The sequence below is a fragment of the Alcanivorax sp. 97CO-5 genome (assembly GCF_000524665.1).
GTDB lineage: Bacteria > Pseudomonadota > Gammaproteobacteria > Pseudomonadales > Alcanivoracaceae > Alcanivorax > Alcanivorax borkumensis.
Genome location: NZ_KI965877.1, coordinates 26,140 through 40,718 on the forward strand (window position 1 = coordinate 26,140; position 14,579 = coordinate 40,718).

Genomic DNA, 14,579 nt, shown 5'->3' on the forward strand with positions numbered 1-14,579 from the left:
AGGTGCTCATATACTGACTGGCCGTTTCCAGAACCTCAACCACACCCCCATATTGTACATAGTGGACATAGACATGCATGGTGTCCATATTAACATAATATACATTATGCGTAGTTATTTATGCACTTACTTTAACTCAGCCACGGCGGATTCAGGCCAATGCGTTCTATCAAGAAATCGATAAACACCCTCACCTTAGCCGTTAGCACGTTGGATTTGGGATATACCAACCACAAGGCGGGTTCTGCATCCATTCGATATTCTGGTAGCACCTGCACCAGGCTACCGTCGGCGAGCTCCTTATGAACACTCCACAACGAATGTATCGCAATACCGGCACCGCAGTGCGTGGCGATTTTATAGCTGAGACCATCATCTATAGTTAGTCGGTGTCCAGGGCCGCGTGTATTAAACTCACCACTCTTCCCACCGGCTCCGATCAATTTGATGGTGGATGCAGATTTGAACGCTATCAATTGGTGATTCAGCAGATCATCTGGCCTAACGGGTATGCCATGACTATCGAGGTATTCTGATGAAGCGCAAAGTATTCGTTGATCCTCTGCGAGCTTACGTGCGTGTAGATTACTTTCTGGCAAAACCGCATTGCGTAATGCCAAATCAAAGCTGCCCTGTATCAGGTCCAGCTCCATGTCGGACAGCCGCAAATCCAGGCTAATTCCCGGGTACAGTGCCAGAAAATCAGGGATTAGCGGCACAATGAACTGCTGTGCGAAGGTGCTGGGTGCGGTGAATCGCAGGTTGCCGGAAACCGTTTCGTTACCGCACCCCAGCGCCGCCAGTGCTGCGTTCTCTTGAGCCAGAATTTCGCGGGCATAGGGCAGGAAGTCTGCGCCCTCTACGGACAGTGCCACTTTGCGTGTGGTGCGCTTTAATAAATCGGCACCAACGGTCTTTTCGAGCTTTGCCAGCTTGGCGCTGGCCACCGCCGCAGGCATGCCCAGCTCGCGGCCTGCGGCACTGATATTGAGCTTTTCTGCGGCGAGAACAAAGAGCTTAATGCCTTCTGTGTCCATTGTTTATATCCATAATCCGAATTCTGAAACCTAATATCACCCATTTTTTACCAGAAAATGAAATAATAAAGTGGCTCCAACGTAACAGCAAACTTCCCCAGACAGTTGGAGCAAGACATGAAAGCGATGGTTCTCAATCAATATGGCGCGACAGCCAAGTTTGAACAGGCGCAAATCGATACCCCGCAAGCCCTGCCCGGGCAAGTAATCGTCCGCGTGGCGGCTACCAGTGTTAATACCGTGGACACCATGATTCGGCAGATGGGCGCTGATTTGTTTCCCCTCTCGCCCGAGCTTCCCGCTGTTTTGGGTATGGATTTTGCCGGAACCATTGAGTCTGTCGGTGCCGGAGTCACCAGCTTTACCTCAGGTGATGAAGTCTACGGCTGCGCTGGAGGTCTAGCGGATTTACAAGGCGCTTTGGCTGAATACATTCCGGCGGATGCTCGCCTGGTTGCCCACAAGCCAAAACGCTTGTCCATGCGCGAAGCCGCCGCCCTGCCCTTGGTTGGTATAACCGCCTACGAAGGGCTGCAGCGTGCCGGCGCCAGCGCCGGGCAGACTCTGCTGGTTCATGGGGGTACCGGTGGTGTGGGTCATGTGGCTGTGCAGCTGGGTAAGCACTTCGGTGCCAAAGTGTTCACTACCGTGTCCGGCGACAAGGCGTTTGACATTGTCCGTGGCTACGGTGCAACGCCGGTGGATTACAAGAAAGCCGCCGTGGCTGATTATGTGGCTGCACACACCGACGGAGCGGGTTTTGATGTGGTATTCGATTCCGTGGGTGGCGCCAATATGGCAAACAGTTTTGACGCTGCCGCGTTGAATGGCCAGGTTGTAACCACTGTTGCCATGCTGGAGCTGGATCTTAATCCGGCTCATTTCAAAGGGTTATCCATCCACGTGGTCTTTATGCTGATACCGATGCTGCATGACCACCATCGTGAAGCCCATGGCCAGATTTTGACAAAGCTAGCCACCATTGTTGATGAAGGCGCGCTCTTCCCGCTTCTTGACGAGCAACGATTCAACCTCAATGAGGTAGGCCTTGCCTACGACCGTTTGACCAGTGGCCAGGCCACCGGGAAGGTCGTAGTGGAGTGCTGATTGTCCAGGGTCGTTTGCCGGAGAGGTAAATGTGGGCGGTATGGAGCGGGTGCTCACCATGGATCGTCATCAACTAATTTTCGGGGGGATTACAATGAGGCATGAGGGGGTGAGGCAAAATGTCCTCCCTAAAAATGCCAACTCGCTATCGCTATTGTGCTTAGTACAAAATAGCATGGCGTTATTCCCATATCAAAAGTGCGGCAATAGACCGCATTGATATGGTAGGGCCAGGGGGTGTAGGCCAAAACATGGGGCGTTGCCGCGTGGTTTGACTTGCATCAAAAAGCACCGCGTTTGTGCCTGTTACAGTCAGTTCGCACAAAAACCGGAAGGAAACACACATGGAAAATGCTGTCGCATCGCCGAATTACAACTACAAAGTTATTCGGCAATTCACAGTTATGTCGGTGGTTTGGGGGATTGTTGGCATGGCAGTGGGTGTGTTCATCGCTGCTCAACTGGCGTGGCCGGCCCTGAACTTCAATATCCCCTGGCTAAGCTTTGGCCGCCTTCGGCCTCTGCATACCAATGCGGTAATTTTTGCCTTTGGCGGCTCGGCGCTAATGGGCACATCTTATTACGTCGTTCAGCGCACCTGTAATGCGGTATTAGCGTTCCCGAAGCTGGCAGCCTTCAGTTTTTGGGGCTGGCAGGTGGTAATCGTTGCTGCTGCCATAACGCTGCCCATGGGCTTCACTTCCACCAAGGAGTATGCCGAGCTTGAATGGCCCATCGACATATTGATCACCTTGGTATGGCTCGCTTACGCAACCGTCTTCTTTACCACTATTGCCAAGCGCCGCACCTCGCATATTTATGTGGCTAATTGGTTCTACGGTGCCTTTATTATTGCCATCGCGTTACTGCATGTGGTCAATAATCTTGCGGTGCCGGTTTCTCTAATGAAGTCCTACTCAGCCTACAGTGGTTCTATCGATGCTATGGTGCAGTGGTGGTACGGTCATAACGCCGTAGGGTTTTTCTTGACCGCCGGCTTCCTTGGCATGATGTACTACTACATCCCAGTTCAGGCTCAACGTCCGGTTTACTCCTATCGCCTTTCTATTGTGCATTTCTGGGCTCTTATCGCGGTCTACATGTGGGCTGGGCCGCACCACTTACACTATTCCTCCCTGCCCGACTGGGCGCAGTCTCTTGGTATGGTTTTCTCTATCGTCCTTCTTGCTCCTAGCTGGGGAGGCATGATTAACGGGATGATGACGCTCTCTGGGGCTTGGCATAAGCTGCGCACCGATCCAATCATTCGCTTCATGATTGTAGCCCTGTCTTTCTACGGTATGAGTACCTTCGAAGGCCCGATGATGGCCATCAAGACCGTGAATGCACTCAGCCATAACACTGACTGGACCATTGGCCATGTGCACGCCGGGGCTTTGGGCTGGGTTGCCATGATCACCATTGGTGCCACCTACGTGATGGTGCCCCGCCTTTTTGAACGCAAGCAGATGTATTCCATATCCTGGATCAATACACACTTCTGGCTTAGCACCATCGGCACGGTTCTCTATATTGCCTCCATGTGGGTGTCCGGCATTATGCAGGGGCTAATGTGGCGAGCGGTGAATACCGACGGCACCCTCACCTACAATTTCGTTCAGGAAATGGTTGAGCGGCATCCTTTCTACATTATTCGTTTGCTGGGCGGAATTATCTTCCTCAGCGGCATGATCTTGATGGCCCTCAATGTCTATAAAACCATCCGTGCAGAGAATGATTGCCACGGTGATGACAACGTGCAACAGGCGGCCTAAGGAGAACGACATGTCTAACGCTCATGAAGTAGTAGAAAAAAATGTCGGCCTCATGATTGTGCTGATATTGATCGCGGTCAGTTTTGGCGGTCTGGCCGAAATCGTGCCGCTGTTCTGGCAAAAAGCGACCACTGAACCGCTGGAAACGCTGGAGCCGTACACCGCCCTAGAAATGGAAGGCCGGGATATTTACATCCGTGAAGGTTGCCATGTGTGCCACACCCAGATGGTGCGGCCATTGCGCGCAGAAACCGAACGCTTTGGTGTCTATTCTGTTGCCGGTGAAGACGTGTGGGAGCATCCCTTCCTATGGGGTTCTAAACGTACCGGGCCCGATCTGGCCCGTGTGGGGCTGCGGCCAATCACTGAGCAGTGGCACCGTGAGCACCTACGCGACCCGCGCCAGGTAGTGCCGGAATCGAATATGCCAGCCTACCCCTGGCTGCAACAGACTCCGTTAGATTGGAGCCTGACTGAACGTAAGTTAAAAGTATTCAAAAACGCTTTTGGGGTTCCCTATACCGACGAAGGTATTGCTGAGCAGATGAATAAGATTAATGGCGAATGGGGCAATGCCACAGAAGAAGATGCACTGGTGGCCTACCTGCTGTCATTGGGCCAGGAACGCAAGGAGGCAGCGCAATGAGTTATCACGCTTTGTTTACTCTGGTGTTCTTCTTAGCTTTTATCGCCATGACTTTATGGGTGTATCGGCCCAGTCGCAAAAAAGACTACGAAAAACTCAGTTATATCGCGCTGGATGCGGATGAAAGAGCAACAAAAAGTGTGCACAAGGGGGATGACCAATGAGTGATTTCTGGAGCTGGTTCATTATCGCCATTGTCGTGACCAACTTGTTGGGTTGTGCCGCACTGCTACTGTGGAATAATCAGATTTCCGCAGAAGAAGCGGCCAAGGAAACCACTGGGCACAGTTTTGACGGCATTCAGGAACGCAATGCTCCCCTGCCGCGTTGGTGGTTATTTCTGTTTATTGGCACACTGATTTTCTCGGCTGTGTATCTGGTGCTGTATCCCGGCTTTGGTAAATTCGACGGCATTCTGGGCTGGACTAGTGACAATCAGTATCAGAAAGAAGTGGCTGTCATGGAAAAAAGTACTGGGCCGCTGTTCCAGCAATATGCCCAAATGCCTATTGAAGAGCTGGTGCAATACCCGGAGGCTCTTGGTGTTGGGGGGCGTTTATTCGCTAACAACTGCGCCATTTGTCATGGTTCAGATGCCCGTGGCGCCAAAGGCTATCCGAACTTAACCGATAACGACTGGCTGTATGGTGGCCAGCCCGATCAAATCGTAACGAGCATCACTAAAGGACGAAAGGCCGCGATGCCGCCTATGGCGGCAGCGATAGGCAATACCGATGAAGCTGTTCGAGACATGGCACTGTATGTACAGAGCCTTAGTCGCCCGGATCTTGCCAAGGATAGTCAGAAAGCCGCCGGGATTGAGCGCGCTAAGCCCAAGTTTGCTATGTGTGCGGCCTGCCACGGTCAAGATGGCACAGGCAACATCATGATGGGCGCACCAAACCTGACTGACACGACCTGGTTATACGGCCCACGCTTGGAGGATATCGAATACACCATCCGTCACGGTCGCTCGGGGAATATGCCAGCCCATGAAAACCAGCTCAGCGAAGAGCGGATTCATGTGATTGCTGCCTATGTGTATAGCCTCTCTCAGAACACTGAGAGCGTGCAGTAACCACTCCTCGGTTTCGACCGGAGCAGAAAGCAGAACGCCGCCAGCGGATTGCCGTTGGCGCCCTCCCCCTGGCGGCCACTCATTATCAGCGAATGGACAATGGTAGGGTGGGAGCAAATGGGTGTTAGCGGAGAGTCGCGATGTCGGACCCCAAGAGAATCAAGGTCACTGATGCCACTGATGGCGGCAGCGTAAGTCTGTACAGCAAACGTGAGCGTATTCAGGTCAAGTCCGTATCTGGGCGATTTCAATTTATCCGTGATGTCACCATTTTGGCGACCATGGGCCTATATCTGATTTTGCCCTGGGTCCGCTGGAATGGGCAGCAGGCCGTGCTATTTGATCTGCCTGGCCGTCAGTTCCGTATCTTTGGTGCTAGCTTCTGGCCGCAAGACTTCCTGTTGCTTTCCTGGATTTTGATTCTGGCTGCATTTGCACTGTTTTTTGTGACAGTCTTGGCCGGCCGCGTCTACTGTGGCTATGTCTGTCCACAGACAACTTGGACCCGCTTTTTCCAGTGGATCGAATTTTGGTGCGAGGGTGATCGCCATGGTCGTATCAAGATGGACAATGCCCCTTGGACGACGAGTAAAATTATTCGCCGGGGCAGCAAACACGTTCTCTGGTTGATGCTTGCCCTGCTTACAGGCATCACCTTTGTAGGCTACTTCTCCCCTATCACGGACCTGATTACCCGACTCTTTAGTTTCAGTTGGGGCGGCTGGGAATTGTTCTGGGTTGGTTTCTTTACCGTGGCGACCTACGGCAATGCAGGCTTTATGCGCGAGCAGGTTTGCCTTTACATGTGCCCTTATGCCCGCTTCCAAAGCGTCATGTTTGACCGCGACACCCTTATTGTCTCCTATGATGAAAAACGGGGCGAGCCTCGAGGCCGAGGTGCGAAGAAACGTGAACAGAGTGTGGTTGATGAAAAAGGTGACTGCATTGATTGTGGCATGTGCGTACAGGTCTGCCCCACCGGCATCGACATTCGAGATGGCCTGCAATATGAATGCATTACCTGTGCTGCCTGCGTGGATGCCTGCGACGATGTTATGGAGCACATCGGCAAACCGCCCGGGCTGATTCGTTATACCACTGAAAATGCGCTTGAAGGGTTGAAAACACACATCCTGAGGCCCCGCTTAATAGGTTACGGTCTTATCCTGGTGATCATGGGTAGCCTTTTCATGGCTACTTTATATGGCCGTGTACCGCTGCAAGTGGATGTAATTCGTGATCGCAATCAGTTGTACAGAACCGCCAGCAGCGGCGAGGTAGAGAATATTTATCGGCTGGAAATACAAAACAAAAGTCAAAGCACCCACCGGTATCGCTTGACGATGAAAGGCCCAGAAGGCCTGAAAATGAACAACCGCACTGAATTTACCCTTGAAGGTAGCAAGACATTGTCTTTGCCGGTGACCGTGAGCTATGACCCTTATATCGTTGAAATGGAGTCATCGTCCATCTGGTTTATCGTCACCGCCCTTGACGATCCCGATCTGGAGAAACGCCATGAATCCCGATTCATTGCCCCGGGGCGATGAACTCCCCTGGTACCGTTACCCTTACTTATGGTTGGCTATTTTGCTGCCAGCAGCCTCCGTGGTGGGTGGCCTAACCCTGCTGTATATCGCCATTGTGAATGCGGATACGCCAGTGGTCGACGAGTGGTATAAGGAAGGACGAGGTATAAACCGTTCTGTGGAGCAAGAACGCCTTGCTGCACGCCTTGGGGTTCGTCTTGAGCTGGCGCAAGTAGGTGCCAGCGTCCAGGCGAGGCTTACCAGCGAAACCGCGATGCCCATGCCAGAAATGTTGCATGTTTCGCTGCGTCACCCCACCCTTCCCGAGCTGGATGTTGCACTGCAACTTGATCACCAGCAGGGAGCTCTTTATCGCGGTGACGGCGCTTTGCCCCATCAGGGACGCCGCGCAGCTACTGTCACGGCGCCTGGCGATCACTGGCGTTTATACCAGACAGTCATAATACAGGATGGCAACCTCACGCTCGGGAAAACTGCAGCGCCATGACATCGGCTTGCTGGCACTGCGGCAATCCAGCGCCTGCGGGCGCCTTTCCTGCAAGAACCCCGGATGGCGATCACGACGCTTGTTGCCCTGGCTGTGCTGCTGCCATTGAGACCATTTATGGGCTGGGCCTGGATGATTATTACCAGATGCGCCAGGATGCTGCGCCGCAACCAGATGATCAGCGCCAAGCATTAGATGAAGCCTTATTCGATGTGCCAGAGCTGGTCGCACCACACCTTACCAACACCGCTGAAGGTCAGCGCCTGAAATTGCAGCTTGGCGGACTTACCTGTGCCGCCTGTAGCTGGTTAATTGAAAAAACAGTCAGCCAGCAACCGGGGGTTCTCGGCGCGAGTGTCAATCTCGCTAACATGACACTCAGTGTTGATTATCAAGGAGAAGCGGACCCCAGCCAAACCGCCAGGCGAGTTCAGGCACTGGGCTACCGGGTCACTCTGCCCGGCGATCCGCGCACCAAGGCCGATGAACAACGGGCGCACAAGCAATTACTGGGTCGGCTCGCCTTGGCCGGCCTGGGAGCCATGCAGGCAATGATGTATTCCACTGCGCTTTATATTGGTGTTTTCGACGGTAAGGACGCGCTATACGAATGGGTCTTTAGGCTCGCCAGCCTTGTAGTCGCGACGCCGGTTGTATTTTATTCTGGTTGGCCTTTTTTCCAGGGTGCTCTGCGCGGCATTAGGCAAGCACGATTAACTATGGATGCCCCCATTGCGTTGGCACTACTGCTGGCCTGGACAGGAAGCCTGGTGATGATGGCCACGGGGGGCGAGCATGTTTATTTCGACTCTGCAGCCATGTTTGTATTCTTTTTGCTGTCCAGCCGCTGGCTTGAGCAGCGCCAGCGAATGACAATCCAGCAAGCCTATCAACGCCTTAGCGACACCCTGCCCCAAGCCGTTCGGCGCCTTGATGAATATCATAACCCTCATTGGGTTAGCGCTCGGCAGGTTGCTCAAGGCGACCGTCTGCAGCTTATTCAGGGCGATATCATCCCCGTTGACGGCACGCTGATAGACGGACACGGAGCGTTCGATGAATCTGCCCTTAATGGTGAACCGTTACCAGTAAATCACAGCATTAATGATTCCGTACACGCGGGCAGCCGGCTGGTAGAAGGCAATATTGTGCTCGAGGCCTCGGGGAATGTGGCAGAAAGTCTTGTGGCTAAAATCACCGAGCAGGTTGAGCATGCCCAGCACGAGCGAGTCGAGGTGGTACGTGATTGGCAGCGGATTGCGCCCTTATTTACAGGCGGGATTCTTTTGCTGGCCGCATCGACTTTATTATGGCACTGGTCTTCCGGCGTTGCTCAAGCCTTTGAGCATACCCTCGCGGTACTGGTAGTAACCTGCCCTTGTGCGCTGGCGCTGGCTGTCCCACTTACACTGTCGTCCACATTGGCGACAGCACTGCGCGAGGGCATTTTGGTAGCGTCACCACGGCAACTACTAAAAGTCGCAAGTATAAAAGGCGTATTGTTTGATAAAACCGGCACGCTCACAGCTGGACAGTTCCGTATTGTCGATAGCCAAGTCCTCGACAAGAGCCGCGGGCTTGATGACTTACTGTCGATAGTGGCTGCACTGGAGTGGAATAATCCGCATCCGCTAGCCAAGCCATTTCAACAATATGCTCGCATCGCTGGTATGACGGATATCCACGCGGACCATACCGGTGTTACCGGGATGTTGAACCAGCAGCAATGGAGATTTACCGGCGCTCCGGACATGGCAAAGCAGGGAACAACCTGCCTGCAGCTGCTTTGCGATAACGAAGTACAACTTTACGTATGGATGCAAGATCCAGTTCGCCAAGAAGCACCGATGGTAATTAAGGCTCTTGCCGATGCCGGCATTACTGCTCGGCTCGCCAGTGGCGACAATAACAAGGCGGTAACTTCTGTAGCAGACCAGCTGGGTATAAAAGAAAGGCGCGGGCAGCAGCGGCCAGAGGAGAAAGCTGAATGGCTGGAAAGTTTACAAAGCATTTCTCCACAGATGATGGTCGGTGATGGCATCAACGATGCCCAAGCGATGATGGTGGCCTCGGTGTCTGTGGCCACCGGAAATGCTACCAGCTTGGCTCAGCGAGCAGCGGGCATGTTCCTGCTCCATGATTCACTTAAGGGGATTCCTGCCTTACCGCACCTTTCGCGGCTGTGCCAACGCACCATCCGCCAGAATTTGGCTTGGGCGCTGCTCTACAACATTCTTGCTATTCCGTTTGCGGTCAGTGGATTGCTCCCCCCATGGATGGCCGCACTGGGCATGTCTGCCAGTTCGCTCCTGGTTACTTTTAACGCCACGCGGGTGTCTCGATGGAAATTGTCCTCTTATTGATTCCCCTGGCCTTGCTGTTTCTTGGCGGAGCCATTGCCGCGCTTTTTTGGGCTCTACGTAAAGACCAGTTTGATGACTTGGACAATGCCGCCTGGAGGGTCGTATTCGACGATAGGGAGCAGCGCAACCCACATTCAACAGCGAAACCAACACCAGAACAGGAACAGGAAACGAAAATGAACAGCAACACTGTCACCACGTTGAATGCAGAGTCTAGCGATGACCATTGATACGCTCATTCCCCTTATTGCCAGCGCGTCCCTTATTGCCAGTGCCGGATCTGTGCACTGTATTGGTATGTGTGGTGGCATCAGTAGTGCGCTAACCTTCTCCATACCTGAGTCCCGTCGTCAAGGCGTGGCTCTCTGGGGCTGGCAGTTGCTGTTTGGATTGGGCCGGGTGACAACTTACTGTGTGCTGGGTGCATTGGCAGGAGCCCTGGGAGGGCTGTTCCTGGGCCAACTTCCCGGTCCATCTATGTCAGTGGGGCTTATCTTGTCTGGTGTACTAATGCTTCTTTTAAGCGCCTATTTGCTTGGAAAAGGGGCGTTCCTGCAGCGTATTGAGAAAATAGGCCAGCGCCTTTGGCGCAGCTTGCAGCCCATTACTCGCAAGCTCATGCCCATAGATCACCCAGTAAAAGCACTCATGTTGGGGTCCTTATGGGGGTTTTTGCCTTGCGGTCTTATCTACACGGCCTTGGCACTTGCAGCCACGGGGGGAACGGCTGTTGCGGGTGCTTTAGTGATGCTCTGTTTTGGTGTTATTACCGTCGTACCTGTTGCTATTACCGGTGTTCTTGCCTCCCAACTACAGCGATTTCGTAAAGGCGCTTGGCCGATGATTGCCAGTGCTCTGACTTTCTGTCTCGCGTTAGTGTTTTTCTGGCAGGCCTGGCTCATGGCCCAACATGGACATAGCGGTCATTCTGGTCATTCTATGCCCGGCCCAAGCACAGAGGCCGGCGCTTCAGAGCATCATCACGATCATCATTTACACCCTTGATCTGAATCAAACTCTGCGCCCGCAACAAGAGGATAATCACCGCCAAGACAAGGTTGCGTGAGCACAGGAGCCGCCCATGGTTAGCTGGAACAAAGCACTGATTCGTGAGCATGGCGGGCCCGGTCCACGCTACACCTCTTACCCGCCCGCTCCGAGCTTTCATTCAGGCATTGCTGAGGAGGACTTCTGGCAAGCTATGGATGAGGGCAATGCGGCGCGGCGGCCACTGTCGTTGTACATCCACATCCCTTTTTGTGGCAGTGTTTGCTACTACTGCGCGTGTAACCGCATCATTACTGCCAACAAGGCGCGCTCGGCAGACTACCTACGTTTACTGAAGCAGGAAATTCAACGCAAGGCCGTGCACGTGGACTCCCGTCGCCCCGTTACCCAGATGCACTGGGGCGGTGGCACCCCCACCTTTTTGGATGATGGCCAGCTAACTGAGCTGGTGTATGACCTGGCCCGCCACTTTAATCTTCGTGATGATGAACGCAGTGACTACGCTATCGAAATTGATCCGCGCACGGTGGATCAATCCCGCTTGGGCTTGCTACGAGGCCTAGGCTTCAACCGTGTTAGTTTGGGTGTACAGGATCTAGACCCTCGCGTGCAAAAGGCGGTCAATCGTGTGCAGCCCTATGAGCTGATCCGTGACACCATGGAATGGAGCCGCGATTTCGGTTTTCGCTCTATTAACACCGACTTGATTTACGGACTTCCTTGGCAATCGGAGTCCAGCTTAGCGCGTACTCTGGAGCAACTGCTAACTCTTCGTCCGGACCGCATCTCCCTTTATAATTACGCCCACCTGCCGGAGCGTTTCAAAATTCAGCGTCAGATTCAAGAGCACGCGCTACCGGATCCGGAAGAGAAGCTGAATATGTTGACCCGAGCGGGAAAAATGCTTAATGAGCAAGGCTATCGGTATATTGGCATGGACCATTTCGCACTGGAAAACGATAGCTTATCCATCGCGCAAGAAAATGGTCTGTTGCACCGTAATTTTCAGGGGTACACCCTCCATGGGGATGCAGATTTACTGGGCTTGGGCGTCAGCGCCATCAGCCAGATCGGTAACCTCTACGCTCAGAATCACAAGGCCTTGGACGATTGGCAAACGAGCCTTGAAGACCGCATTTTGCCAATCGAAAAAGGCTTTATGCTCAATCGCGACGACCAGATTCGTCGCGCGTTAATTATTCAATTACTCTGTGATTTATCCGTTGACATGCTTCAGTTTGGTGACACATGGGGCATCAATTTTGCGGATTATTTCGTCGATGCACTTACAGAGTGGTTAACGTTTGAGGCGCAAGGACTGGTAACGGTTGAGAATGACCGATTGTTCATTACCGAAACTGGGCGCTTGGTGAGCCGTGCATTGGTAATGCCTTTTGACCGTTACACCCAAAGGGAGCAAAGAACCCGATTTAGCCGGATTATTTAACCTTTATTCTACTATTTGCACCCTATACTCTAAGGGTGATGCTTTGCGCAGCGATCAACCGGAGTCAAACCGTGTCCCATCAAGTTTCCTGCAACGACTGCAGCCTCAGCCCAATTTGCCTGCCCTTAGCGGTAGCGCCAGCCCAGCTCGACCAGTTGGATCGAATTATTCACCGCGGACGGCCCTTAAAGCGGGGCGAACATCTTTTTCGCGCCACTGACGGGTTTTCCTCCGTTTACGCCGTGCGTTCTGGCGCCCTGAAGACCTATGTGGTCAGCGATGAGGGCGAGGAGCAAGTCACAGGCTTTTATCTGCCCGGCGAAGTGTTGGGTATGGATGGCATTAGCACAGCCCATCATGTCTCCAATGCAAAGGCCTTAGAAACGGCCACTGTTTGTGAAATTCCTTTCGCACAACTGGAGACCCTATCCCAGCAAATTCCGTCATTGCAGCACCATTTTTTCCGTCTGATGAGCAATGAGATTCGCTCGGACCGGGAACTGCACATGCTGCTGGGCAAAAAAAATGCCGACGATCGCGTAGCCTCCTTACTGCTATCGCTTTCTGCAAGGCATCAACGCCGTGGGCTAAGTGACAATATTTTTCGGCTTCCAATGTCTCGATATGATATCGCCAATTATCTTGGCATGGCCGTGGAAACCGTGAGCCGTATCTTTACTCGCTTCCAGCAACAACAGTGGCTGCGCGTCGATGGCCGGGAAATTGAAATTCTTGATCGTGGCAGCCTGTGTGGCCAGAACCATGACCCTGCGATGGAGTTACTACTATGACCGCCCCTATTGTTGCCATCCTTGATCGTGATCTGAAAGCAGACCAGCCTGCGCTGAGCAAAGCTCAGGTAATTGCGGCAGCCTCCCAGGCGCCCCTCCATGTCATCGTGAATGCCTATTCTTCTGCCATGGTTAGGGCTGTGGGTCTGGATACGGAGCGCCGAAAGGCCGCGAAGCAGCAAATTCATGATGCTTGGCACAAACGGATCACCCAGCTGCTAGGACAAGAGCGTGCTGAAATCAGCGTGCTGTGGGAAAAAGACAGCATGGACGGTTTACGCAAGGCCATTGTGGCCCAAAAGCCATCGTTGGCTGTCGTCCACACCAGTGACGACAGCGCCCTACGCCGCCACCTATTCACGCCCCGCGATTGGCAATTAATTCGTAAGGCGCCTTGCTCTGTGTTGTGTGTACACAGCCGCCAATGGAACAAACCACCGCGAATCTTGGCCGCTCTAGATCCAGGCACCGGGGAGGCCTTAGACGACAAGCTGTCTATTCATGTTCTTGACTGCGCTCGTCGATACTCCACCCTGCTCGGTGCGGACCTCACTGCCTGCCATGTGCTCGACGAAATGGATGAGGGCTTAATCATGGTGGCCGGTGAAGCCATTCCTGATTACACCGCCAGTATGGAAAAAGTGCGCAGCTTCCATCGGGATAACTTTTTCCAGTTTGGCGCTACCCAGGGCCTGGATAAGCAGCAGATGTGTACGCTCAGTGGTCCGATCGCACAAACCTTGGCCAGCCACTGTGAGCAAAATGATGTGGATCTAATGGTGCTGGGTACAGTACACCGTAATTTGCCCGAAAGGTTGTTGCTTGGTTCAACGGCAGAGTCGGTGATTACCAAGGCGAATGCGGATGTTTTGGTGGTAAAACCAGATGGATTTCAGTCCCCCTGGATTGATTAACAGTAGCAAATCAAGAGAGGCTAACGTTATGTCTGACAAGAAGGATTTTACTGCGCGTGCTCGTCAGCAACTTGAAGACTGGGATTATCAGCTCGATCGCCTAACGGCACGACTGAATGATTTGCGTGATGAGTGGCGTGAAGATGCCAAGGAAAAGATTGCTGAAATGAAGCATCGCCGTAAAGAATTTGAAAACAAGCTAGAGCGGTTGGAGTCCCATAGCGATGATGCTTGGGATGATATCAAGACAGGACTAGAGCTTGCTTGGGATGGACTTAAAACAGGCTTTCTTGCCGCCAAAAATGAATTTGACGAGAATAAGAAAGATTGACGTTGATCGGTGCCGCAAGCCTCGCTTGTGGCACCATCTGAAGCC

The 14,579-nt window shown here is 53.0% G+C and carries 15 protein-coding genes; 14 read left to right on the forward strand and 1 reads right to left on the reverse strand.

Annotated elements, in window-relative coordinates; genetic code table 11:
• Positions 1-131: 131 nt before the first annotated feature.
• Positions 132-1,037, reverse strand: a complete 906-nt coding sequence (locus Y017_RS00105; RefSeq protein WP_035458194.1) for a LysR family transcriptional regulator — start codon at positions 1,035-1,037, stop codon at positions 132-134.
• A 117-nt stretch (positions 1,038-1,154) separates the two neighbouring features.
• Here Y017_RS00105 and Y017_RS00110 point away from each other — a divergent pair, with 117 nt between their 5' ends.
• From Y017_RS00110 to Y017_RS00175, 14 genes are all read left to right on the forward strand, one after another.
• A complete protein-coding gene (locus tag Y017_RS00110; protein ID WP_035458196.1) occupies positions 1,155-2,144 on the forward strand; it encodes a zinc-dependent alcohol dehydrogenase family protein in 990 nt (329 codons plus the stop codon).
• Between the two features lie 344 nt (positions 2,145-2,488).
• Complete coding sequence (gene ccoN / locus Y017_RS00115) at positions 2,489-3,919, forward strand: cytochrome-c oxidase, cbb3-type subunit I (protein ID WP_011588633.1); 1,431 nt, start codon at positions 2,489-2,491, stop codon at positions 3,917-3,919.
• A 10-nt stretch (positions 3,920-3,929) separates the two neighbouring features.
• The gene (gene ccoO / locus Y017_RS00120) at positions 3,930-4,565 is read left to right on the forward strand and encodes a cytochrome-c oxidase, cbb3-type subunit II (RefSeq protein ID WP_011588632.1); all 636 of its coding nucleotides are present in this window, start codon (positions 3,930-3,932) and stop codon (positions 4,563-4,565) included.
• Positions 4,562-4,729: a CcoQ/FixQ family Cbb3-type cytochrome c oxidase assembly chaperone gene (locus Y017_RS00125; protein WP_011588631.1), complete on the forward strand. Its 168-nt coding sequence runs from the start codon at positions 4,562-4,564 to the stop codon at positions 4,727-4,729. The genes ccoO and Y017_RS00125 overlap by 4 nt, the downstream gene beginning before the upstream one ends.
• Positions 4,726-5,643 carry a cytochrome-c oxidase, cbb3-type subunit III gene (gene ccoP / locus Y017_RS00130; protein WP_035458198.1) on the forward strand — a complete coding sequence of 306 codons (918 nt, stop codon included), beginning with the start codon at positions 4,726-4,728 and terminating at the stop codon, positions 5,641-5,643. Before Y017_RS00125 ends, ccoP begins: the two co-directional genes overlap by 4 nt.
• Before the next feature lie 140 nt (positions 5,644-5,783).
• Positions 5,784-7,193: a cytochrome c oxidase accessory protein CcoG gene (gene ccoG, locus Y017_RS00135; RefSeq protein WP_035458199.1), complete on the forward strand. Its 1,410-nt coding sequence runs from the start codon at positions 5,784-5,786 to the stop codon at positions 7,191-7,193.
• Positions 7,162-7,680, forward strand: a complete 519-nt coding sequence (locus Y017_RS00140) for a FixH family protein (RefSeq protein ID WP_011588628.1) — start codon at positions 7,162-7,164, stop codon at positions 7,678-7,680. The genes ccoG and Y017_RS00140 overlap by 32 nt, the downstream gene beginning before the upstream one ends.
• Positions 7,677-10,043, forward strand: a complete 2,367-nt coding sequence (locus Y017_RS00145) for a heavy metal translocating P-type ATPase (protein WP_035458200.1) — start codon at positions 7,677-7,679, stop codon at positions 10,041-10,043. The genes Y017_RS00140 and Y017_RS00145 overlap by 4 nt, the downstream gene beginning before the upstream one ends.
• Positions 10,022-10,273 carry a cbb3-type cytochrome oxidase assembly protein CcoS gene (gene ccoS / locus Y017_RS14970; protein ID WP_011588626.1) on the forward strand — a complete coding sequence of 84 codons (252 nt, stop codon included), beginning with the start codon at positions 10,022-10,024 and terminating at the stop codon, positions 10,271-10,273. The genes Y017_RS00145 and ccoS overlap by 22 nt, the downstream gene beginning before the upstream one ends.
• A complete protein-coding gene (locus Y017_RS00155) occupies positions 10,263-11,048 on the forward strand; it encodes a sulfite exporter TauE/SafE family protein (RefSeq protein WP_051428665.1) in 786 nt (261 codons plus the stop codon). The genes ccoS and Y017_RS00155 overlap by 11 nt, the downstream gene beginning before the upstream one ends.
• 76 nt (positions 11,049-11,124) lie before the next feature.
• Positions 11,125-12,498 carry an oxygen-independent coproporphyrinogen III oxidase gene (gene hemN, locus Y017_RS00160; RefSeq protein WP_011588624.1) on the forward strand — a complete coding sequence of 458 codons (1,374 nt, stop codon included), beginning with the start codon at positions 11,125-11,127 and terminating at the stop codon, positions 12,496-12,498.
• 38 nt (positions 12,499-12,536) lie between these two features.
• The gene (fnr, locus tag Y017_RS00165) at positions 12,537-13,289 is read left to right on the forward strand and encodes a fumarate/nitrate reduction transcriptional regulator Fnr (RefSeq protein ID WP_011588623.1); all 753 of its coding nucleotides are present in this window, start codon (positions 12,537-12,539) and stop codon (positions 13,287-13,289) included.
• Positions 13,286-14,203, forward strand: coding sequence for a universal stress protein (locus Y017_RS00170; protein WP_011588622.1), 918 nt, complete (start codon positions 13,286-13,288; stop codon positions 14,201-14,203). Before fnr ends, Y017_RS00170 begins: the two co-directional genes overlap by 4 nt.
• A gap of 28 nt (positions 14,204-14,231) precedes the next feature.
• Positions 14,232-14,534 (forward strand): hypothetical protein, encoded by a 303-nt coding sequence (locus Y017_RS00175; protein ID WP_011588621.1) that lies wholly within the window; start codon positions 14,232-14,234, stop codon positions 14,532-14,534.
• The last annotated feature ends 45 nt before the right edge of the window (positions 14,535-14,579 follow it).

What these genes read in the sequence shown, in the direction of transcription:
- Y017_RS00105 (WP_035458194.1), bottom strand. Translation starts at nt 1,037, where the DNA reads ATGGACACAGAAGGCATTAAGCTCTTTGTTCTCGCCGCAGAAAAGCTC.
- Y017_RS00110 (WP_035458196.1), top strand. Translation starts at nt 1,155, where the DNA reads ATGAAAGCGATGGTTCTCAATCAATATGGCGCGACAGCCAAGTTTGAA.
- ccoN (WP_011588633.1), top strand. Translation starts at nt 2,489, where the DNA reads ATGGAAAATGCTGTCGCATCGCCGAATTACAACTACAAAGTTATTCGG.
- ccoO (WP_011588632.1), top strand. Translation starts at nt 3,930, where the DNA reads ATGTCTAACGCTCATGAAGTAGTAGAAAAAAATGTCGGCCTCATGATT.
- Y017_RS00125 (WP_011588631.1), top strand. Translation starts at nt 4,562, where the DNA reads ATGAGTTATCACGCTTTGTTTACTCTGGTGTTCTTCTTAGCTTTTATC.
- ccoP (WP_035458198.1), top strand. Translation starts at nt 4,726, where the DNA reads ATGAGTGATTTCTGGAGCTGGTTCATTATCGCCATTGTCGTGACCAAC.
- ccoG (WP_035458199.1), top strand. Translation starts at nt 5,784, where the DNA reads ATGTCGGACCCCAAGAGAATCAAGGTCACTGATGCCACTGATGGCGGC.
- Y017_RS00140 (WP_011588628.1), top strand. Translation starts at nt 7,162, where the DNA reads ATGAATCCCGATTCATTGCCCCGGGGCGATGAACTCCCCTGGTACCGT.
- Y017_RS00145 (WP_035458200.1), top strand. Translation starts at nt 7,677, where the DNA reads ATGACATCGGCTTGCTGGCACTGCGGCAATCCAGCGCCTGCGGGCGCC.
- ccoS (WP_011588626.1), top strand. Translation starts at nt 10,022, where the DNA reads ATGGAAATTGTCCTCTTATTGATTCCCCTGGCCTTGCTGTTTCTTGGC.
- Y017_RS00155 (WP_051428665.1), top strand. Translation starts at nt 10,263, where the DNA reads ATGACCATTGATACGCTCATTCCCCTTATTGCCAGCGCGTCCCTTATT.
- hemN (WP_011588624.1), top strand. Translation starts at nt 11,125, where the DNA reads ATGGTTAGCTGGAACAAAGCACTGATTCGTGAGCATGGCGGGCCCGGT.
- fnr (WP_011588623.1), top strand. Translation starts at nt 12,537, where the DNA reads ATGCTTTGCGCAGCGATCAACCGGAGTCAAACCGTGTCCCATCAAGTT.
- Y017_RS00170 (WP_011588622.1), top strand. Translation starts at nt 13,286, where the DNA reads ATGACCGCCCCTATTGTTGCCATCCTTGATCGTGATCTGAAAGCAGAC.
- Y017_RS00175 (WP_011588621.1), top strand. Translation starts at nt 14,232, where the DNA reads ATGTCTGACAAGAAGGATTTTACTGCGCGTGCTCGTCAGCAACTTGAA.